The 23,401-nt window shown below is 35.9% G+C and carries 18 protein-coding genes; all 18 read right to left on the reverse strand.

Annotation, left to right across the window (positions count from 1 at the left end; translation table 11 throughout):
* Positions 1-747: an acyltransferase gene (locus B2906_RS12690; protein ID WP_144604275.1), complete on the reverse strand. Its 747-nt coding sequence runs from the start codon at positions 745-747 to the stop codon at positions 1-3.
* 127 nt (positions 748-874) lie between these two features.
* Entirely contained in the window at positions 875-2,143 is a 1,269-nt protein-coding gene (locus tag B2906_RS12695; RefSeq protein WP_144604276.1) for an O-antigen polymerase, read from the reverse strand.
* Entirely contained in the window at positions 2,133-3,452 is a 1,320-nt protein-coding gene (locus B2906_RS12700; protein WP_144604277.1) for a hypothetical protein, read from the reverse strand. Before B2906_RS12700 ends, B2906_RS12695 begins: the two co-directional genes overlap by 11 nt.
* Complete coding sequence (gene pseI, locus B2906_RS12705; RefSeq protein WP_144604278.1) at positions 3,449-4,492, reverse strand: pseudaminic acid synthase; 1,044 nt, start codon at positions 4,490-4,492, stop codon at positions 3,449-3,451. The genes B2906_RS12700 and pseI overlap by 4 nt, the downstream gene beginning before the upstream one ends.
* Positions 4,476-5,498 (reverse strand): GNAT family N-acetyltransferase, encoded by a 1,023-nt coding sequence (locus B2906_RS12710; RefSeq protein WP_144604279.1) that lies wholly within the window; start codon positions 5,496-5,498, stop codon positions 4,476-4,478. The genes pseI and B2906_RS12710 overlap by 17 nt, the downstream gene beginning before the upstream one ends.
* Complete coding sequence (locus B2906_RS12715) at positions 5,499-6,806, reverse strand: aminotransferase class III-fold pyridoxal phosphate-dependent enzyme (protein WP_222116009.1); 1,308 nt, start codon at positions 6,804-6,806, stop codon at positions 5,499-5,501.
* A 2-nt stretch (positions 6,807-6,808) separates the two neighbouring features.
* Complete coding sequence (locus B2906_RS12720) at positions 6,809-7,579, reverse strand: cytidylyltransferase domain-containing protein (RefSeq protein ID WP_186300034.1); 771 nt, start codon at positions 7,577-7,579, stop codon at positions 6,809-6,811.
* Positions 7,567-8,436: an aldo/keto reductase gene (locus tag B2906_RS12725; protein ID WP_144604280.1), complete on the reverse strand. Its 870-nt coding sequence runs from the start codon at positions 8,434-8,436 to the stop codon at positions 7,567-7,569. Before B2906_RS12725 ends, B2906_RS12720 begins: the two co-directional genes overlap by 13 nt.
* On the reverse strand, positions 8,429-8,971 hold the full coding sequence (locus B2906_RS12730; RefSeq protein WP_144604281.1) for a GNAT family N-acetyltransferase: 543 nt from the start codon (positions 8,969-8,971) through the stop codon (positions 8,429-8,431). The genes B2906_RS12725 and B2906_RS12730 overlap by 8 nt, the downstream gene beginning before the upstream one ends.
* Positions 8,961-10,169 carry a UDP-4-amino-4,6-dideoxy-N-acetyl-beta-L-altrosamine transaminase gene (pseC, locus tag B2906_RS12735; RefSeq protein WP_144604282.1) on the reverse strand — a complete coding sequence of 403 codons (1,209 nt, stop codon included), beginning with the start codon at positions 10,167-10,169 and terminating at the stop codon, positions 8,961-8,963. The genes B2906_RS12730 and pseC overlap by 11 nt, the downstream gene beginning before the upstream one ends.
* Positions 10,170-10,173: 4 nt before the next feature.
* Positions 10,174-11,184, reverse strand: a complete 1,011-nt coding sequence (gene pseB / locus B2906_RS12740) for a UDP-N-acetylglucosamine 4,6-dehydratase (inverting) (protein WP_144604283.1) — start codon at positions 11,182-11,184, stop codon at positions 10,174-10,176.
* A 379-nt stretch (positions 11,185-11,563) separates the two neighbouring features.
* A complete protein-coding gene (locus B2906_RS12745) occupies positions 11,564-12,562 on the reverse strand; it encodes a mannose-1-phosphate guanylyltransferase (protein ID WP_286939957.1) in 999 nt (332 codons plus the stop codon).
* Between the two features lie 96 nt (positions 12,563-12,658).
* Positions 12,659-13,072: a four helix bundle protein gene (locus tag B2906_RS12750; protein WP_286939959.1), complete on the reverse strand. Its 414-nt coding sequence runs from the start codon at positions 13,070-13,072 to the stop codon at positions 12,659-12,661.
* A gap of 379 nt (positions 13,073-13,451) precedes the next feature.
* Positions 13,452-14,057 (reverse strand): hypothetical protein, encoded by a 606-nt coding sequence (locus tag B2906_RS12755; protein WP_286939961.1) that lies wholly within the window; start codon positions 14,055-14,057, stop codon positions 13,452-13,454.
* 205 nt (positions 14,058-14,262) lie between these two features.
* Positions 14,263-15,540, reverse strand: a complete 1,278-nt coding sequence (locus B2906_RS12760; protein WP_286939963.1) for a hypothetical protein — start codon at positions 15,538-15,540, stop codon at positions 14,263-14,265.
* A gap of 2,030 nt (positions 15,541-17,570) precedes the next feature.
* Positions 17,571-20,015 carry a GumC family protein gene (locus tag B2906_RS12765; RefSeq protein ID WP_286939965.1) on the reverse strand — a complete coding sequence of 815 codons (2,445 nt, stop codon included), beginning with the start codon at positions 20,013-20,015 and terminating at the stop codon, positions 17,571-17,573.
* 2 nt (positions 20,016-20,017) lie between these two features.
* Positions 20,018-20,827, reverse strand: a complete 810-nt coding sequence (locus B2906_RS12770; RefSeq protein ID WP_286939967.1) for a polysaccharide biosynthesis/export family protein — start codon at positions 20,825-20,827, stop codon at positions 20,018-20,020.
* A gap of 882 nt (positions 20,828-21,709) precedes the next feature.
* Positions 21,710-23,266, reverse strand: coding sequence for an alpha-amylase family glycosyl hydrolase (locus tag B2906_RS12775; RefSeq protein WP_414631666.1), 1,557 nt, complete (start codon positions 23,264-23,266; stop codon positions 21,710-21,712).
* Positions 23,267-23,401 lie beyond the last annotated feature (135 nt).

The raw sequence follows: 23,401 nt of genomic DNA on the forward strand, positions 1-23,401 counted from the left end.
CTATCCTTTACTTGGCTTTTCGTAAACTTCTTCCACCAAACCATCCAAATTTATCTTTTTAAGCTTTTTCTTGGAGTCTTCATAATCCTTCTCTATATATCGAAGAGGTTGAGCTACATACATCCCTGATTTCGTCAGATTTTTTGAGATGCAACTACTACTCCCTATAGTTATACCATCAGCTACATAAACTCCAGCATTTATAACACAACTAGAACCTACATAGACATTATTGCCAATATTTATTTCACCATCAATTCTAAACCTATCGGGACCTGTAGGAGCATGTAAATAACCATGAGTCCATAGTTGAGAATGAGAACCAGCAATAATTGAAAAGTCTCCTAAATTAATACTTCGCATCATGTCAATTTTATGACCGGCTGTAATCTTTGCTAAAACACCTAGGTTCAATGCTGATTTACCATAAGATACTCCCTTTCCTGCTCTAGTAATAACACAAGAATTACCTATTGCGCTTTTTTCCTTTAGCAAGACAATAAAATTCCCTCTTAAAAAATTGAATCTACCTATAATGGCATTAGAAGACATTTCTAAATAATCAAATTTAAGAAAATTAAAATTCCCAATACGACTTCCATCACCTATTTTCATTTTACCAATGGCTACGATTGAAAAACCAATTCTAGCTTTCAAACTAATATTATGACCTATTAAATTTAAAAGTACTGGTTTAAGAAAGCTTAAAGGAATTAAACAGATGAGTAAAGTAAGAAACCTAATCATTATTAATAATTTTAATAGTTAAATTACTTAAATGAAATTTTGAATGATAACTTCAGACAATACTCTTAGTATCATATTACTTAATTTAACATCGAAAACAGACCAATACTTTCTTGAATAGAATTTCTCATACAATCTTTATTTTTGAAATAATATAAAATAGTACTATTGATGTCAATATAAATATACCTCCTGCACCGTTGATAAAATTAAATACAGGAGAAAATGCAATAACAATAAAAAAATAAAAATAAAGAATAATAGCCCAATCATAGCCACTTTTTGCTTTGTTATAAATTACTTTAACTATCATACCAAACAATAGCATGAATAACAATGAAAACCATCCAAAGTCGATAAATATTGGACCAAAAAAAGTATTAAATACTCCAGGCCTAGGACTCAATTGCTCTAGATTTTTTGAATCAAAATTTCTACCTGTTACTTTATGCAAAAAACGCGAATAAATAGCAAAAGTATAACTCCCTAATGCATAATCATTTTTGTAATTATCATAAAGATATGAAAACTCAATCATACCATGGGTAAAGTATTGCGTAGTAGTTAAATAAGTAAAGACTAAACTTTGAGTAGTAGGATTCAGGTTGCTAAAAGTATTTTTAAAGGAGTTGCTCGATGTAACTGTATAATTAATGTTAGATTGGTTTAAAACAAGGTCATATGTATTTTCACCAGCAAAAATTTTTGTTCTTTCCACAAAAATGAAATTCATCATCAGCATAAAGGAAAGAATTACCATAACTATACCAAGCCCCTTTAATAAAGTAATTTTAATTTTTTGAAAATAAAATAAATATAAACCAAGAAGAATAAACAAAACAAAGATTATCGAACGAGACCCCAATAAGACTGCATCAAAAATTTGCGCGAAAAATAAAATGAATGCAATTATTTTTACTATCCAATTAGTTGAAATTTTATGCTTCCAAAGTAAAAAAATCGGTATTATACCTAAAGGGGTTAAGAAAGATGATAAAATAGCGATGTAGTTTCCTCCCGCTGCCTCCATAATTTCTCTATTCTCGAAATAATTTGAACTTGAACTGATTCCGCGAATTATAAACCTATCGGTTAGTTTAAGGGCTAATCCTAAAATTGCTAAATACAAAATAAGGAAAAATAATCTCCTCAGATTATTCGCACTTTTGGAAGTACGAAAACCAATTTTATCCTTAACTAGGGCAACTCCAAGTATAAATGATAGAATGCAACAAAAAAGAAAAACATACGCAGTTCCATTTAGTTCAATATTTACAACAAGAGGAGAAAACAAAAACAAAATCGCCCATATAATAAAAGCAAACGCCATTACCTTTGACGGATGTAACCGATTTAAAAAATTCACATTATGATCCTCGTAAAAATTAGAATCCATATAATACCTTGGTATAAGCCGTTTTAAGTTTAGTCAAATTACGGGCATCTTTTAAATAATGTGAGTTATGCAGTCCATCTCCATTAGTTCCTTCAAAACTTGTTTGCATCAGCTCTTGCAAGTATGCCACTTTTTCCTCGCTGGACATCTTAGGGAACCCCCCTTTTTTTATTTGATCAAAAATAGGCTGCATGGATTCATCAGCTTTCAAATGATAACAGTTTTTTTGTCTCGTATGTAATGCTTCTCCAAGCATAATTACAGGCATGTTATCAAATACACATTCAATTGCAATAGTTCCTGTAACTGTAACAACGACATCTGTAATTAACCAAACATCTGCCATTTTAGAGCTATGTTTAAGTACTATAATTCGTTCAGAATTTGACTTGACTAGGTCTAATAATTCCTTTGAGATTTCATACTTCGATTTAGGGTTTGGTTTCAATAAAAGTTTATCGGAACCCTTTAAATCATTTAAGATTCGCTGAATGACTTGTGTTTGATTATTGTTCGGGTAGCCCCAAACATCAATATTTGCTTCGGGCTGCATTTGCATGGCATATAGCACATGAAAGCCTTTCTTAATCTTAGTTGTGTCAACTGCTATTTCTTCCCACCTGAGTACGTTTTTAGCATAATGGGAATTAATCTTACGTTTAACAAATGGAGAAGGAGTATTGTACCGCTCTCCCAAGTAATAAGAAAGTGACAACCGTAATTTGTCTTTAAGCCAATCTAAGCCTGTTAATTTATAGCGCAATACCGTCATGTAATCTGGAAGTGCTTGACGTGCTTGGATTGCTTCAACAGTTTTCAGAGCCATGTCATTTGAAAGCAAATCTTTAGATCCTTTATAAGGCACTTGGGTATCGTACAAATAAAATGAGAATCGATTATTAGGATACCGAGTTGTTGAGGGATTTAAATATAATATACTTCTTCTCTTACAGGCATTTATTACCAGCAACTCATGAAATAAAGTAGCTTCGCCAAAGGCTAAGTCAGGCATAATCACATCTAAGGCCTTCTCAATTTCCTTTTCATACCAAAAAATAAAATTATCAGATTGAATTCCAAAATAATTCATTCCCCTATTTCCATTAATTATTTTTTGAATTTCTGGAGTATAAATTTTTTCAAGTCTTTTCTTTTTAGGAAACGGTAAAACAGTTACATTTTTAAATGAAGGTTTAAATATGGGGTTCTGAACAATCCAAAATATTTCATGCCCCTCCTTTTCATATTCTTTAGCAATAACTTCCCAAAGCCCCGTTTTATAACGGTTCTCTACAAATAGAATTTTCATTTATTATTAACAAAACTTAAATCCATTCGAGCACCATTCTCTAATGATTTTGTAACCTTTTTGCCCAAAATATCAGTTAAATGTTTGGGATGTAAACCAAAACCCGGTCTAATACTTCTAACATTTTCCTCTGTAATCACTCCTCCTTCATTTATATCCTTCACCACATACAGAGACCTAGAAAAATCCTTTCCTTTTTTCTGTTTTTCGGTCAGATTGTAATTAACAACACCAATAGCTTTCTCTGCTTCCCTAACAGCCTTTACCATTTCAGCAAATTCAAGTTCAGTCATCGAAAAAGATGCATCAGGACCACCTATAGTACGATCCAGAATAAAATGTTTCTCTATAATTTTTGCACCAAAGCACGTAGATACCACCGGAACCGTACTGCCCATAGTATGGTCTGATAGCCCAGTTATTACTCTATACCTTTCTGCCATGTCTTTTACCATCACCATATTGGCTTCTTCGATTGGGGCAGGATAACTTGAAGTACATTTTAAAAGCGCAACATCACGATTACCCATTCGATAGCAGGCATCCAATGCCAATTCAATATCTTCTTGGGTTGCTATCCCTGTTGATATTATCACTGGTTTTCCTTTTGACGCTACATATTCAATCAAAGGAATATCAGTGATTTCAAATGAAGCAATTTTGTAAGCAGGTGCATTCAGGTTTTCAAGAAAGTCCACTGCTGTTTTATCAAAGGGAGAACTGAAACAGACAAGTCCCTCTTCTTTAGCTACATTAAACAAAGTTTCGTGCCATTCCCAAGGGGTATAAGCCTCCTGATATAATTGATACAGATTTTTGCCTTCCCAAATAGTCCCTTTGATTATGAAATCCTCTTTGTCGCTATCAATGGTAATAGTATCTGCTGTGTAAGTCTGGAATTTGATGGCATCTGCTCCAGCCCTTTTTGCGGCTTTGATGGTTTCAATAGCAGTCTCTAGACTGCCGTTATGGTTTGCTGAAAGCTCTGCTATAATAAAAACCGGGGAGGTTCTATCTATTTTACTATTTCCTACCTGCATGATTTATTTTCATTCTAAATTCTAAAACATCTTTTTCTAGCTCAATTTTATCAAATCCTAATTTTTCAAATATCTTAATGGAAGCTATATTCTCCTTTTTTACAAGACCTTTGATAGATTTAATATCTTTTCTTTCCTTCTGCAAACCTAAAACAGATAGTTCAAGTAACTTCGTTCCTAAACCCTTCCCAGTTTGATTTGGAGCTACAAGATAGCTGATCAAACCTTCTTCTCCTTTTACGTCATACCTGATTGAACCCACAGGTTCACCTTCACTGATCAATAATTTGAAAATACAGTTTTGGTCTTTTATTTTTTCAGCAAACCACTCGGAATGTTCTTCCAAGGGGATAAATCCCTTTTTGAATGCATATCGCCTTGTTTGAGGATGATTGGTCCAGGTATAGGTAATTTCTAGATCTTCTAAAGCTGCATTCCTTAAGTAAAATCTACTGGTTGTTTTGGAATGAAGGATCACATCAATATAATTACCCTCAAAGAAACAATGTTCCTTTAGCCTTGCCTCCCTTTCATATCCTGATTTTTCCAATACAACATAAAGCCTCGGCCTTAAATCAAAAGCATAAGTAAAAATCTTATGAAGCTGAAGTTCTTCAAATGCAACTTTTTCAATCAAAGTCAAATAAGTCTGCCAATGAAAAGAGAAAAAATCCTTTTCCAAAGCAGTATCCATGATAAAGGATATCTCTGCATTTTTATCTATCCAATTGATATGGACTAATCCTCCATAACCGATGCATTTTTCACCCTCTAGGTACGAAAATAAAATCTGATTAGGTCTTTCCTGGTCAAAAAGTTTAGCAATCACATTCTCAAAATATGCATCCTGATCCGCTTCCGTCAAGAGTCTATTCTGGCGCAGATGGTAAATCTGTTCATTACGCCATTTCATGATGGCATATTTATCCTCTTCTCGGATAGGTACCAGTGAATATTGGTCTATATTAAAAGTTTGATTTGTAAGAACCCTATAAAAGAAACTCATTTAATTCAGTCTTTTGAATCCAGAATGACAAACCGGACCTTCCAATAAGTCATTAATATTTAGATCCCCCTTTATACACTTTGATATAGAATTATATACATCATTCAAACTGTCAAAATATTGATCAAAATACCTATCCTCATGAACAGTGGCAGCATAAAAATTAGTACTCGCCAGAAAGCCTTTCTTCAGCATTTCTTGCGTCAGAAAAGTTTTAAACTTCAAACCATCTTCATACTTAAATGTGTAAGTAGATAGTGAAGGTATCCCTGAAATCTGAATATCAATAGTGTGATTTTCAGCCAGTTCTATCCATCCTTGTTGCATTTTTTTTCCTTTTTCAGTAATAATTTCCCAAGATTTTAATTTCTCCATAACTTCAAGGGTCTTTAATGCTGCCGCGGGACCAATCCTTTCTGTCCAAAATGTGCTACTGATAAAGGTTTTTTGGGCCGCTTCCATTACAGAACGCCTACCGACAACAGCCGTTAGGGCATAACCATTTCCAATAGTTTTTCCATACATGGCAAGATCCGGTTCTACACCGTATTTTTTATATATACCTCCGAAAGTTTCCCTAAATCCAGAAGTACATTCATCAAAAATTAAAACTATTTTCTCCCTGTTAGCTAAATCACGAACTTTTTTCAAAAAATCATTTTCTGGCCCAAAATTTCGGACAACTTCCATTTTGATAACCCCAATTCGGTTATCCCTTACAATTTTTTCAAGTTCCTCGATATTATTATAATGGAAAGGAAATACTGTATTTTTTAAATTCTTTGGTACCCCTGCTGGCTCTAAACCCGGTAACAAATGTCCTGACAAACCATCTCCATCATTATGATTGGTAGAAAGATACCAGTCATGCCAACCATGATAACCGCATATCGCCACTTGATCTCTTCCTGATGCTGCCCTTGCTATCCGGATGGCAATAGCATTAGCCTCACCTCCACTACGAGCATATCTTACCATGTCTGCCCAAGGATTTATTTCAACTAATCTTTCGGCCAAATAAACTTCCTCAGGACAAGAAAGCGTACTCATATTACCCTTTCTGATAGTTTCTAAGACAGCCCCATCGACCTCTTCATGTCCGTAGCCTAGCGTATTAGTCCCAATTCCCATTATGGACATATCTATATAACTGTTCCCATCCAAATCAATCACCTTACATCCTTTAGCTTCAGAAAAATAGGAAGGCCATAAATCAGGTAAAAACATTTCCGGCCTCTTTGAAAGCAACATTGTTCCTCCAGGAATAAGTTGTTTCGCTTTTTTATAAAGTTCTTGTCCAGTTCCCACGGTTATTTTATTTTCTCGTTATCCAAAGATTTTATATACCCTTCATTTCGTTGGATATCCTGATTTTTGAATTCATTAATATGATGTATTATATAATTTGTATAATCCAACCAAGAAGCTTCAAATCCTAGAGTTGCAATAAGAGTTTCAATTCCTTCTAAATCCTTAGGTTCATCAACGGTCATACGGATATGATTGTAATTTGAAGGTGCTGATAGATGAACAGCCTTAAAAATGTTGCCTCCCTTTAAATTTGAATTATTTCTGATGTAAGGAGTTACGTGTTCACGTTCAGAAATCAACTTGGCTTCTTTCCATGCCTTTTCCAAAGCACGAAAATTAAAAACTTCAACATCCTGACCATCAGGAAATTCCTCAATCAAAATATTTGCTCCATAATCAGCTTGATTTTGAATAGTCAATTCTATCACTTCATCGATGATATTGGAGTCTATAAGCGGGCAATCCGAAGTTACTCTTACCACATAGTTCGGCGCATATGGTAAAGCTGCTTGATAGAACCTATCCAGTACATCGTTCAAATCCCCTTGATAAAAATCTACACCTGATTGATTGCTGATTTCAATAATTTGACCTACTCCTTCTTCCTTGGTAGTAGCTACAACCCAATCAGTTACTTTTTTAGACATTTTTACTCTTTGCAGATGTAGCCCTAGCAATGTCGTGTTTCCCAAGATTTTTGTAACTTTCTTGGGAAATCTAGTACTTCCAATCCTAGCCTGAGTTATCAGTAAAATTTTTAAAGATTCCATATTGAAGGATTTAAAAGAGAAGCTTCAGTTACAAAAATTTCATCTATTGCATTTAGTGCCGAAGGTGGAACTTTTGACTCAATTTTTTTTAAGTTAATATTTAACTGATCGACAGAATCCACACCAACCAAAACACAGTCAATATATTGCTTTGAAAGCGCATATTGAATGGCCAATGTAGAGAAATCCAATGAAAAGTGTTCTGCAATAGATTCTAAGTCATTCAGATATCTAACCAACGGATTAAGTTTCAAAGGAATTCTGTCCTTTTTCATAAAAAAAAGCCCCTGTAAAAAAACTGACCTTGTATGAATTTCTAAATTTTTACTTTTCAGTTCTTTTAGAATTTCACCCCTTTGCTGTTCATTGTCCAAAACATTAAATGGAACTTGCACTAAGTCAAAAATTTCTTTTTCTGCAATCTCTTTCATCTGGGCATTAGTGTAAAGAGATATACCCAATTTCTTGTATTTTTTTCCTTTAAGCTCCAAAAGAGAATTTATTTCTTCTTTTTTTGTCGATTTAAAATCTTCAAAACTGTGAAACATCACAGCATCTACTTGATCTATTTTCAAATTGTGTAGTGATTTTTCAAGCGAGTGGATTGGAGTTAAATTTTGTTTTAAATTGAATTTTGTGATAATCCTGAAGTTTTTTTCTTTATTGATACTGAGATAATCTCCTATTCTTTCTTCGGAATTTCCGTAAGCTGCTGCTGTATCAAGAACAGTTAAATTGGATGCGTAGGCTAGATCAAGTATTTTAAACACTTCTTCTTTACTCATTTTGCCCGAAGTATTGTTTATCCCGTAATCTAAACCAAATTGGACCGTGCCCAAAATAATTTTATTACTCATAACTAGGGTTAAAAATAGCCATTCTTAAAATATCATCGTATCCTTTCTTTGTTATTACATGTTTGATGTATCTACCTTCTTCTACAAAACCCAAATTTTTATACAATTTTATGGCTGATATATTCTCGCTGTAAACCCCCAAATTAATTTTTCTCAAGTTTAAAGGAACTGAAAAACAGTATGAAATAACAAGTTGAGATGCCTCTTTTGCAAATCCTTTTCCCCATTCTGCCTTGTCTCCCATCATGATCCCATACTCCCCATATTTATGCTTTAAATTAACGGGGTCAATTTTTATATTTCCTATATGTTTATTGGTGCTCTTTAAATGTATTGCCCAAAACAATATGGGATATTTTTCAATTTGGGTTAAAAATTCTTTTAGTTTTTCAATTGTATAATCTCCGCCCGTTTCTAAATAAGCAATAATTTCAGGATCATTCATCCACTTGACATAGTCAATACTGAGATGTTCCAAACCTAGCGGCATTAACTTCAGTCTCTCCGACTCCAAATAGGGCGCACTATTTGCCATAGAAATGGATAATTGTTTTTATTACAAATTCCTGTTCTTCGTTGGTTAAAGTTGGATACATAGGCAGACTGATACAGTTTTTATAATACTGCTCTGCATTGGGCATATCTCCTTCCTCCCATCCAAACTGTCTGTAATAAGGCATTAAATGAACAGGGATATAATGGATCTGGGCGAAAATATTTTGTTCTCTAAGGTACTGGTAAAGACTTAATCTGTTTTCAACTTCAATTATGTACAGATGGTAGGCATGGCCATCTACTACTCCTGATTGACTTTTGATAAAAGGTTGACCTTGAAAAACCTCATGATATTTTTTTGCTATTTCCTTTCTTCTTACCAAACCTTCGTCTGCTCTCTTTAATTGGCTTAAACCTAAAGCCGCTTGAAAATCAGTCAATCGATAGTTATAGCCAAGTTCCTGCATTTCCATATACCAGGCTGGGAATGCAGAATTATGAGAGGCTAATGAAAAATTATCTTTTCCCCTTGCGAATTCAAGTGAGTTTTGGAATAAAGATTCATCTCTCGTGATTCCGTGGGTGCGAAGCATCAAAAGTTTTTTGTAAAGGTTCTCATCGTTGGTAGTAATCATGCCTCCCTCGCCTGAAGCGATGTGTTTGACAGGATGAAATGAAAAAATTGCCAATTCTGCAAACTTACCATTCCCGCAATGCTGTTTTTGCCCCTTACTATCTATAAAATATCCCCCAGGAGAATGACAGGAATCTTGGATAATCCATAAGCCAAACTCATCAGCCAGTTCTCTAAAAGCCTCTAAATCTACTGCTCTACCTGCAAAATCAACCGGAATAATGCCTTGATAAGTACCTTTTGGTGAAGCTTCCAATAACTTTCTTACTGAATGAATATCCAGCAAATAGGTCTCTGGATCAATATCAGCAAAAACTACCTCACCTCCGCAATAGCGGACACAATTGGCTGAAGCAGCAAAAGTAATTGGAGCAGTGATTACTTTATCGCCAGGCTTTACTCCCAAAGCTAAAGCATTTAAGTGTAAGGCTGCTGTGCCATTGGATACCGCAATAGCATATCTGGAACCGACATAGCTTGCAAAAGCATCTTCAAACTCTTTGATTTTAGGACCTTGCGTCAGATAATCTGATTTCAAAGTTTCTATTACAGCCAGAATATCATCCTCCGTAATATGCTGCCTTCCGTAGGGTATAGGGTTCATCAGATCAATATTCAAAAGTTGAATCAACGTGTTCTTTGATAAGCGATCGAAGTGAGTCTACTGTTTCCCATTCTTCGTTATCCCCTGAATTATATGCAAATCCCTCCTTTACTTTAACCGCACCAAATTCCTTAATAAAATCTTCTAATTTGAACTTTGGTACAGCTGGAAGGATTGTGTAATATTTTCCCAGATCGTAGGTATAAAAAGAGTCTGAGGGAGTAATCATTTCTTCATGAACCTTTTCTCCCGGTCTTATTCCAACGATTTTCTGCTCACATTCTGGCCCTATAGCTTTCGCAACATCAGTAATTCGGTAAGATGGGATTTTGGGGACAAAAATTTCTCCTCCCCAAGCATGAAATAAAGCATGCATCACCATTTCTACTCCACCTTCTAGAGAGATATTAAACCGTGTCATGTTCGGATCTGTAATTGGTAGTACGCCTTCTTTTTTCTTGTTTATAAAAAATGGAATCACTGAACCGTTGGAGCCCATCACATTACCATATCGAACTACACTAAATCTAATTGGATTCCATCCTTTGATATTGTTAGCGGCTACAAAAAGCTTATCAGATGCCAATTTAGTGGCTCCATATAAATTAATTGGAGCACATGCTTTATCGGTTGAAAGAGCTACTACGCGCTCAACATTCGTCTGAAGGCAAGCGTCAACGACATTTCTTGCCCCATCGATGTTTGTTTTAACACATTCTTCAGGATTGTACTCCGCAATGGGAACATGCTTCATGGCAGCTGCATGAATTACAAAATTCACTTCTTTGAATGCTCGAATCAATCGCTCCTTATCCCGCACATCTCCAATAAAAAATCGAATTTGAGGAAATTCATTAGAAGGAAACTCTTGAGCCATTTGAAATTGCTTTTGCTCATCACGTGAAAAAATTATGATTTTTTTCACCTCTGGATGATTTGAAAGAATATGCTTCGTTAGTGCTTTTCCTAATGAACCAGTCCCTCCTGTAATTAAAATAGTTTTCCCTTGTAACATTATTAATATTCTAAATTATTTATCCCTTTTTAGGTTTTATTATGAAATGAAATTTTGAAAAATTTATTTTTGGCATTCAAATTTAAAGGACCCAAAAGTTTTATATGATGTTTTTTTCATTCAAATATACTCTATAAGTCTACCTCTTATACCTCACCGTTTTAAACTTCTCGGCAAATGCAGTGGCTAGAGGTAATCCTACATAGCCCAAACCGATGATGGCTATTTTGCTGTTTTCTAAGTTTTTTAACATCTAAAAAAGTGTTAGTAATTGGTAATTTGTTATTTTTTATCATTTTCTAGACTTCAATATTCACAGTTCAGGGTTCAAAGTTCATTTGCACCTCTGTAACGTTGATCTCTGAACACTGAACCTTTATCAATCCACTAAGCCCTGCTTCTCCTTCTCCAACCTCTCATACACCTTCTTTACATCCTGAGCTTTTTCCTTATTTAAAACCAAAATGGCATCCGCAGTGCAGATCAAAATACTATTAGACAGCCCCACAAACTCAGTATGTAATTCAGAACCAATTACCATATTTCCCATAGAATCTATCGGATAGCCCTGAGCTTGGTTGTATTCATAGATGGCCTCAAAACTTCCCATGTCTGACCAGTCGAAAGCAGAAGGAACCACCTTAATTTTGTCAGTTTTTTCCATCACTGCATAATCCACAGAGATAGATGGGATTTTCATAGATAGCTCCTCATTTAATTTCCCCTCTTCTATCTTTTGATAGGTAGTATAGGAGGTTTCGTAAACGCTAGGCTCCAACTTCTTCAATTCCTGCAAGAAAACTCCAGCTTGAAAACAAAACATTCCTGAGTTCCAGTAAAAATTTCCTTTTTGAATAAATTCCTCGGCAGTTGCCAAATCCGGCTTCTCTCTGAAGCTCCTTACTTCTTCTCCATCTGCTTCTATGTAACCAAAACCTGTCTCAGGTTTACTAGGCTTTAAGCCAAAGGTCACAATAAATCCATCCTTTGCTAGTGCTATAGCTCTCTCCACAGATTTTTTGTAAGCCTCCTCTGATTCAATCAAATGGTCGGAAGGGGTAACAAAGAGTATATCTTCTGGATTGCAGGCAAAGGCTGAAAAGGCTATGGCTGCTGCTGTATTCCTGGGGCAAGCCTCTATAATTTCCTGATAGGATTGAATCCCCGCTTCTTGCAAATCTTTTCGGGAAAGCTGGTAATTATCAATATTCCCCACCACCAAAACCGAATCACAAAACGCAGAATTCCTTAAGGCTGTCTTCTGAAATAAGGTTTTCCCATCAAAAATCGGAAGGTATTGCTTAGGTCTGGACTTTCTGGACAAAGGCCAAAGTCGGGAACCGACACCGCCAGATAATATTACGTTAACTATATTCATTTAATGCTTTATTAGATGTTCCCTCAATTTAAAAAAATGTTTGAGTAATTGAGTAGAGTGTAATTGAGGAACTGAACATAAAACAACAAGTAGAATTTAATCCTCGGTATTCTTTAATTTACTTTTTAAGCCCTCAGTTTTATTGATTTGAAATTTATAGAGAGCATTAAGTTTATTGATTATCTCGTCTAATTTTTTGCGAAAAGAAACATAAACATCATCACTAATATAGCCCATATCAAAGGCATAAATTAAGTGATCAATAGTTTCTAAAGCACTTGAAAATGAAATATTTGTAAAATGAGCTTGATCATTATATGATGATCTTCCTGAGCCTTCAGCAAGATTAGTAGCTATACTCGAGGAAGAGCGCCTTATTTGACTCGTTAATTCAAATTTTTCATCTGACGGAAAGCCTAATGTCAGTTTTTTTATTTCTACACGAAAAACTCTTGAAAGCTGATAGACTTGAAGTTTTTCAAATTGATAAGTAAAAAATCTATTTTCCATAAAACCTAAAAGTTAACTCTAAAATATTATTCCTTTATATGCTTTGAGACTGAATCAATTACTCAGTTAATCACTTACACACTTACTCACCACCGGGTACAGCTTCGCCCTTTCAGTCCCATTTTGAGATTGGTTTGGAGAAGTATAAATGCTGAGAATACTCGCATGGCCTACTTCTCTTTTTCCGGATCTCAGAATGATCTTAGCAATAATCTTTACTGCAAAAACTAGCCTAAGCTAACAGTTTGGTTTTTTGGGCTTTATTGAAAAAAAGGCCTCAAATTTTAAAATTTAAGGCTTTTTGATGGTTTAGACGCTTCAAAGATAATCAAATGAGTAGTTTTAGTACTCATTTTAGACTTAAATTTTTATCATTTTTTTAGTAGCTACTTTTTTGTTTTTCATCAATATTTATTTCCTCGACACCCAACATCAAATCCTGAAATAAAGCCAAATCATTTATCTTCCAGACGTGGGTTTGCCCGAATTTATCCAGGAGCATATTAGAGTTTTTTTCTAACTCAAAAAGAATAGCATAAGAGGACAAATCCACATCCGCATGATTTATCCTTATTTCTTCAGATATTTTTTCAAACTCTTTGCCATAATCGTAAATCCGTAAAAAACTTAGAACACATTCTCCTTTCCAGATAAATTCATACAAGCTTTTTCTGGGAATAGTAGCGCTCATAGCTGTTCTTTTAACCATAAGTTCTTCTCTCCCTAACTTGGTTTTGGCTATGGAATTGGGAACCACAACCTCTTTTTGGAAATGGCGATTCAGAATTTTTTGGGAAATCTCATCAAGCTGGAAATCCAGTCCTTTCACTTGCTTCAACTTGAAATTGAGCTCCTCCAACATGGTAAAGGGGTCAAATACCAAGAGTTTTCCTTTGTATTTGAAATTTACCTGGTGATTCCTAATAAGACGTCCTTTGGATTTGTAGGAAATCCCTCCAGACCTGAAAAAATTAAAAATCTTCATAGCTAGGATTAAATAGTTTGGGTTAAATAGAATTGGGTAATAAAATTTCCTTATTTCAAGCAGTCATAATAATTGAGATATTTTCCTTGAATGAGCGGTTTGAAGACCGAAGACCGAAGACCGAAGTTTCCGGATTCTGATCCACAAGGCAGATATCAAGCCCTATTTTTTTATACAATCATAAAAGGGAATATGCATATAAAACTTATTTAATTTCGTAAAGCAAGCAGCGTTTGTCTTCTGGGCTTCTTGTTCTATTAATCATCTTATAGCCCCTTTTCTCCTCAGCTTGGGTATTAATTTCTTTAATTAATCTGGATCGTTTTACCCTTTTGTTTTCTGGGTTGGGAATCTGATGAATATCGAACAACTCATCCAATTCTTCTACCGTAAACATTTTCCCTTTATTCTGATCCAATATTTCCAGAAGATTTGGACTTTCTTGAGAGTTGTAGGTTTTTGAGAAACTTTCATTCTGAATATGATCCTTTCCTTGCCTTTCATCTGTTCTTTTCAGAGCCGGAGAAGCTATCCGCTTTTTGAATACTGGAAATAATACTAAGCCTATCAATGAGATTGAAACAAGGGATATGATCACATAATCCTGTTTGATCCTATTAACCTCCGTCACACTCATTGGGAGAATTGCGGCTTTACCCACCATTTTTGCTTTCGCATACATGTCTTCCAGATTCCAGGAAATAGAAAGATTCTTTTGATCCTGTAGGTAAACTTGGTTTCCATCTACCATAAAATAAGGGGAGTATTCTAATGGATTATAATCCAACTCCTGAGGAAAGAACCTAAAGTTCAAGTCATGTTTGTCAAAGATTAAAAGTCCTTTGTTTTGCGAGACTGATTCAAAAGCATTGAAAGCCAAGAAATCCTGAGAGTCTAAAGTTCCATCCTGAAATATATAATAGGAAGCGTTTGGGTTCACCAAGGACATTTCAAAATCAAAACCCAGATGCTTCCAAGCCATTGATTCAAAATCCAGAATATAGCCTTGATTTTCCGGAAGTTGGTGAACATCCTCTCTTGGATTATTATGAAAACCCAATAATAGAAAGGCTGATTTTTCGGTAATTCCTAGGTATTCAGAATTGTAATTAGCCGGTTGTGCTTTTACACTCGCCAAGGACCATGAGCCCAATCTTGGATTAAACTCAATTAAATCTGTATGGCTATTCCAAAAACCATAGCCACCGAGAAGAAAAGGATTTCCTTCTTTAATTATAAGCCTGCTTTTGCAGGTATAACCTACATTTTGAAATTGGTAAAGATTTTTCCAGGAATTCTCTTCCCATCGGTAAAGCTCCATCCTACAGCCAGCGAAAAGATAAATTCCTGAATCGTCTTTTAGAATTTGGAACTCTTCATCAATTCCCACAGGTAAGGAATCGAGCTGCTGGATCATTTCTTGGCTGAAATGAGGACCTAACTGTTCAAAGTTAGTAATCTGATGAATTGCCTCTGGATTCAATCGTAAAGATTGAGCATTGAGGCAAAAGAATGAAGAAGAAAATAAGGTTAGGGATAAACAAAAAAGGAATCTCATTTTTTCAAATCTACGAACACGGACAACCAATGCTGAAACAAACCTAAAATTATAAATCATGGAAAAAAAGAAAATCTAGGTAAAAATCGTGTTAAACTATTGCATTTCATAGTTACATAATTGTTACATATATTGATTTTCAGCTATTTCTAGCTATTTAGTAAAATTAGTTTTAAATAATAAATCAGATAAAAGTCCTAATTTCTCCTTGGAAATGGACAAGCATTTTGGGTATTGCTAAATGAGGAATTTGTAATTTTTTATTCCTGAAAACTAATTGTGCTATCAAGATTTAATGCAATCTTAATGAAAATAAATACAAATTAGTTTTTGAGCTGATAAGTGTGACAAAAAATACAATAAGTGTAAGAATTCTGCAATAGATATTAAAAAGAGGACCCTCCAAGGCTTAATCAGAAAAGTGGTCCGAGTATTTTTTTTGATCGAGTCCTTAATTTAAAAAATCCCTTGGAGTGTTAAACCAGACCTTCTCCTCGAATCCACGACAGTAGTCGGGAGCAATTCCGAGGCCCTATCGTAGGATTTGTGATCCGAAAAAATCTCAAAGTTGAATTTCGGTTCCTCGGAATTTGTAATTCCGAGGTCCTATCGTAGGATTTTTAATCCGATAATATCACATCTATGAATGGCTATTGAAAGGAAGAAACCCTCCAAGGGTTGGTTAGATATATGGTTTAGTTTTATTTTATTGACACCTTTACCAGAAAAATCCCTTGGAGGGTTGATTTAAGGCTCTCGATTGTCTTGCTGGCACAAAACCTCATTTCCATAGGGAGATCTCGGGCCAGCGCTGGGTAATTTTCGTTGGCGATTATATCCCTGGGTTTCACCCAGGGCTAATAAATTACGCTCCTTTGGAGCTTTTGATCCGAATTCGACCAAAGGTCTATCTTGCCGAAGGCATATCTTGATAATATCTTGAAAAATATCTTCTCTATTGCAATTCAAAAAATGCGTCGGGAATAAATATTTCGCCTTAGGCGTATTTCAATTTATTTCTACTGTATTTCAACTAAAATCCCCCTTGCCCCCTTTTACAAAGCTTTCGTCCTAAACCTTATTTACATTTTCAAAGGGGGAATTGACCCGTATCTCGCCGAAGGCATATCTTGATAATATCTTGAAAAACATCTTTAGATCTGAGCTCCTCGGAATTTGTAATTCCGAGGCCTTATCGTAGGATTTTTAATCCGATAAAATCTCAAAGTTGAATTCCCTAAGCTTTGATTAAAGGTTTTTAGAATCTCTTGTTCCATACCTACGGCATGGAAAAGAAAACGTGAATCAATTAGCTACCGAGCTATAATCCCTACGGGATTAAAAAAACTTTGCGGTGCTGCTCGCTGCTCCTCGGATCCACGACAGTAGTCGGGAGCAATTCCGAGGCCCTATCGTAGGATTTTTAATCCGATAAAATCAAATTTATGAATGGCTATTGAAAGGAAGAAACCCTCCAAGGGTTAGTAAGGAAAATGGCACGAGGATTTTTTAATGATTGACTCCTTAATTCAAAAGATCCCTTGGAGGGTTAAACCTGTCCTGCGCGCTGGGGAAGGGTTTGGATTTCTTTTCCGTGGGTTAAAACCCACGGCTATTTAATAGCCCGCTCCCAAGGAGCTTTAGAAGCGTCTTCCTTCGAAGGTTTATCTTGCCGCAGGCATATCTTGATAATATCTTGAAAAATATCTTCTGGAAAAATCCCCCTGCCCCCCTTTGATTTTACACGTCTTCCCAACCTTGTGCAATATTCCAAAGGGGGAATTGACCCATATTTCGCCGCAGGCATATTTCTTCTATTTCTACTGTATTTCTTTTTCTATTTCGTCGAAGGCATATTTCTTCTATTTCTACTGTATTTCTTTTTCTATTTCACCGCAGGCGTATTTCTAAATATTTCTACTGTATTTCCCTTTACAAAGGGACCGGCAAGAATATCAACCTCTCCTCCTTAATGCCCTTTTCCACCAAGGAAGAGGGATCTCTTCATGGTATCCATAGGAATTGTTGCCATACCCGTAGCCATAGCCGTAACCGTATCCATAGCCATATCCTTTGTCAATATGAACATCGTTCAGAATACCATACATCTTGGAGACTCCGCCTTTTTCAACCAGATTATTGAGAATTGCGGTATTTCCCTTCATGGAGTAACCTTGACGGAATACAAAGAAGTTGATGTCAGAATAGGCAAATAGCTCTTTGGTTTCAGACACAAGTCCTACTGGCGGACAGTCAAATACCACCACATCATATTCTTCCTTGATCTCTTTGATAATCTGACTGAATTTATCTTGTAAAAGCAATTCAGCAGGGTTTGGAGGAATAGGGCCTGAAAGGATCACATCCAAATCCTTATGTCCAGATGACTTAACTACTTCTCGCCAATCTATATTGGTACTTAATGCAGTACTCATACCCTTATCATTCGGCAAGTTGAAATCCTCAGCGATTTTTGGCTTTCTCAAATCCAAACCTATCAAAATGGTCTTTTTACCCATCAAAGAGAAAACTGAAGCCATATTAATGGACACAAAAGTTTTACCTTCTCCTGAAATACTGGATGTGAACAAAATGGTCAGTTTATCCTTATTAGGGCTCAAATAGGACATGTCAGCACGCAAAGATCGGAATGATTCTGTCACGGTCGATCTAGGGCTATTCAATACTGGAAGGTTGTCTTCTGTATTGCTCCTTCCAACCATCCCAATCAGTGGCACCTTAATCTGGTGTTCCAGTTCTTTAGGATCTTCAATTTTGGTATTTAGGAAATCTTTAATGGTAATAAATCCAATCGGTAAAATCAATCCTAAAATCAATCCTATCAATAAATTTAAGCTAGTTTTGGGTGCTACTGGTTGCTGAGAAGCCTTAGCAAAATCCAAGATTTTATTCTTGGGCATATTGGATGCTTTAGTAATTTCTGCCTCAGCTTTTTTCTGCAACAAATACACATAGATATTTTCATTGATGGTAAACTGACGCTGATAACCTAAGAGGTTTCTTTCAGTCTCCGGCAATGCATTGATATCTCTTTCAATGGATCGAATTCTACCATTAAGATCCGCTAATAAATTTTGGGTATTCCTTATTGCTGAATTCACATTTTCCATCAAAGCCTTGGAAGTACTTTCAATTCTGGCATTGATATCTCTTACCTGAGGCGTTTGATCTGAAAAATTAGCGGTGATTCGAACTCTATCTGCCTGTAATTCGGAGAGGTTTTGCACCAAAGCACTTAACAAAGGGTCATTCGCCCCAATAATGGAAGGAGCTACCAAATCTCCTACCTGATTATTTCCCAAATAGGATTTGAGAGTTTGATAATATTTCAGATTCAATTCAGCCTGGCTCCTCTCCTGTTCTAAGTCATTCAGCCTTTCAAAAATGATAGAACCTTCCTGAGAAAGATTAAAAATCTTATTCTTGGATCTATAATCCTGCAATTGCTTTTCAGAAAACTGCAAAGAATCTGTAATACCGCTTAATTGTTGCTCAATAAATCGAATCGTATTTTCTGAGGCCTGGTTTTTCTCTTCCAACTCCCGCTCCAAATACTTATCCATCAGCGTATTGATGTAATTTTCGCCCAACCTCCTCAAAGGTGTTTCGAGGCTTAGCGTAAGGATTGAAGCTTGCTTATTCAAGGGGTTAACCTGAAGATCATTCTTCATTTTCAAAGCAAGTGAAGGCGTGTCAATCATTTTGAAAAAGAATACCTCACCAGGCAATGCTGAAATTTGACTTATTTTAAACTCATAATATTCCCCCTGAATATTTTCACCAAAAGAATAAATGGATTTAGGCAATTCAAACCCCTCAAAATTACTTTTATAGAATGGGTCCTTTGGTTGAAAAACAGAAAATTGATCATTCTCTACTGAAAGTTCGAAGCTGGATTCATCTATAACCTCCAGCCTAAACATTCCACCTACCAGTTGTGGTTTAGTCCAGTCAACTGAGACGTAAACAGGAACATTTCCATAAACTTGAGTAACTTTTAAAAAGCCTTCTTTATAGTAAGAAACATTCAAATCCATTTGTGAAACAGCGCTTTCTGCCAAAGAGTAGGATTTGATAATTCCTGTTTCATTATCAATATTACTCTTTCCTTGAATTCCCAATCCAGCGGATTCAAAAAGGTCAGCGCCTAGCGTAGGTTTATCATCTACCACCAAAACAGTAGATTCCACTTTATAAATAGGTGTAGTGTATCTATTGAATAAAAAAGCCACTAAAACACCTAAAAAGGCGAAAATGACAATAAGTGGCCAATAGGTCAAATAATTAAAAAGTAGAGCCTTAAGATCTATTTCATCTTCCTGCTGAACCAAAAATGGATTGGGGTTGGGATTGTTTCCTTGAACTTGATTAGGATACATATTTAACGTGTAAAGGTATTGATCAATAGAACCGCAACTGTGATAGCGGAGATAATTAAGGATAAAGATTGGGCCGCATTTTCACCGGCACCCACTTCCCTTACTTTCATAGGCTCCACATACAATTGATCATTTGGCTGAATAAAATAAAAAGGAGACTGTATAATTGATCTGTCATTTAGATTGATTCGATGAAGCTTGGTGCCTTCAGGGTACTGTCTAATCAACAAGACCTCATCTCTTTTAGCTACAGTTGTCAAATCACCGGCATTAGCGATTGCTTCGAAAATCGTCATTCTGTCCTGCAAAACCACAAATTTACCAGGTCTTCTAAACTCGCCTAGTGCAGAATAACGAATACCTCCAAGTTTAACTTTCACATAAAGCTCATTTTTGAGAAACTCTCTCAATTTGCTTTCAATTATGACTCTGGCTTCATCAATGGTTTTATCTTTTACCTGGACTTCACCGATAATTGGAAGCCTGATAAAACCATTTTTATCTACTGTATAACCCGTCATGTAATAAATATCGCCACCTGATTGTGCAGCCATTTGCATTTGGTTATTTCCAGCAACAACTTTATTACCAAAACCAGATTGAAGCATATCTTCTGCTGTTTGAATATTGACATCAATAATATCATTGTATTGAAGTCTATATTCAGGAATTTCATAGGAGATCAATTCTCCTTCATTGATAGGTTGATTGTTTTCAAGATTTTGAAGGTAAATAACCTTTTCATTGGAAACGCAGCTGATTGCTGCAAAAAAAACCAGGGCATAAACTACCCACGCTCCTATCTTCCGCATATACTTTTTATTAATGGACAGATGTAAAATCAAAGGGCAAACATAGCCAAAATCCCAAAAAATATTACTCTAATTTGGTAGAATAAACTAAAATTAAACCTAACTGCGCTTGCTGCTCGAGGTTTGCAATCTCGAGCTCCTATCGTAGGATTTTTAATCCTGGGAAAATTTACTTGCTCCTCGGAATTTGCAATTCCGAGGCCCTATCGTAGGATTTGTAATCCAAAGAAACCTCAAAGTAAAATTCCCTAGGCATTGAATAATTGTTTTTTTGAATCTCTTGTGCCATACCTACGCCATGGAAAAGAAAACGTGAATCAATTAGCTACCTATCTTGAATCCCTCCGGGATTTAGGGAATTTTGCGGCGCTGCGCCCTTGCGAGATATTATTCCCTTTGGAGGGTTAAAATGAGGCTTTCGATTGTCTTGCTGGCATTTTGATTTCATTTCCAAACGTTGATTTCAGGCCAGCGCTGGGGGAGGGTTCGGATTTCTTTTCCGTGGGTTAAAACCCACGGCTATTTGATAGCTCGCTCCAATGGAGCTTTTGATTCGATTACAACCAGTGATTAATCTTGCCAAAGGCATACCTTGATAATATCTTGAAAAAGATCTTTAAATCTTATCGAGTTATTCCAATTATTTCGCCGAAGGCGTATTTCAAAATATTTCTACTGTATTTCTCCTATTGTAGGATTTGTAATCCGAAAAAAACCAAAATTAAATCTACTAGATTTAAAGTCTTTGATTTCTTGAATCTCTTGTTCCATACCTACGGCATGGCAATGGTTCCCTTTGGATATTTTACTACCTAGCTTAAATCCCTACGGGATTTAAAAAAACTTTGCGTCGCCGCGCCTTTGCGAGAGATTATTCCTCAATTATATATTTTTCAGATAAACCCTCGAAGCAAATCCTTTCAAATTTAAATTACCATTGACATTGATTCCATCGCCCAAGCCAAATATGACCTCTTTGTAACCTTCTGGAAGCTCTACATCTACCTCATTCGAACCAATGTTATGAATAACAAAAATCTCTTGATCGCCGGACTTTCTAAAGTAAGCCATCACAGATTTAGGGAATTCTTGTTCAGGTAGAATCATCTCTCCTATTGCTAAAGCCGGATGTGAATTTCTCAAAGCAATCAAATCCTTATAATGATTGAAATAGCTTTTTGGATCTTCTCTTTGCAAAGCCAAAGGGGTAACAGTCTCATCAGTACTGTATTTAGGCTCTATCCAAGTAGCCCTCCACTGATCTTTTTCTTTCACATCCCATAAAAACGGTTCTCGAATATGCTCATCGGGCTTCAAACCCAACATTCCTATCTCCTCCCCATAATAAATATAGGGTGCTCCTGGCATGGTTAATAAAATGGCTGCCGCCTGCTTCATTTTGGATGGATCCGACCCCAGTTCATTCAGCAAACGAGGCTGATCATGATTGGATGATATGGTAGCATCAATAAAGTTAGGCGTGATATTTTGGTAAAAGTCAATGATCTCTTTCTGCTTTTTCGCCAAAAGCATCCCATCTTCTTTCTCAAATGCTTCTAAAAGTGTGTAGTGAAAATCAAAATTGAATAATGCAGGCAAGCCTGGCAAATAAGGAGCAACAACCTCTTTCTTATCATAAACCTCCCCTACCAAGTACACATCGGGCTTGATAGCCTCCATTTTTTCTCGAAACTCTTTCCAGAAAGCATGATTATCTAAAGGTCTATCGTCAGGGAAAATATGCTTTGCAGCATCTAATCTAAACCCATCCACACCGACTTCTTCTAACCAAAATCTACCTATATCATAGATTTCCTCTCTAACCTTAGGATTATCAAAATTCAAATCCGGCATTCCTCCCCAAAAAAATCCATAATAATAATCCTCTCCTTGCCCCGGATCATGCCATTGACGGATATTGTCAGAATCAAGTGTAATGACCTTTTTATCTAAAAAATCAGCAATGGTATCTTTTTGAGCCCACACATAATAATCTCTATAAGGATTATCTCTTCCAGACTTAGATTCCAAAAACCAAGGGTGCTGATTTGAAGTATGATTGATAATCATATCGATCACAATCTTAATATCCCGCTTATGGGCTTCTGCCAATAATCTCTTAAAATCCTCCAGTGTACCATAATCAGGATGCACAGCTTTGTAATCCGTAACATCATATTTATGATATGTCGGTGAAGGCATGATTGGCATAAACCAAATTGCATCGGCTCCTAATTCCTTGACATAATCGAGTTTTTCCGTTACTCCATTGAAATCCCCAATTCCATCCCCATTGGAATCTGCAAAGGACTGAACAAAAATCTCATAGGTCACTCCTGCTTCTGGCCAATAGTTTTTCACTTCAGGCTTTTCGTTTTGAGTACAAGCAGAGGCTATCGCAATTGATACCATGGAGGTTAATAAGATGGATGATTTCATCTGTTTATAATTTGTTTTTTAGAGGTCAGATGGAATGCCCCGAATAGTCATCCCCCTGTGTGAGATTTTTACTCATGGGCATTTCATGGGATTAATGATTCAAAGTTCAGAGTTCAAGGTTCATGAGCAGCGTCT

It is taken from the genome of Algoriphagus sp. UBA3586 (assembly GCF_002376385.1).
In the GTDB taxonomy this organism is placed as follows: Bacteria; Bacteroidota; Bacteroidia; order Cytophagales; family Cyclobacteriaceae; genus Algoriphagus; species Algoriphagus ornithinivorans.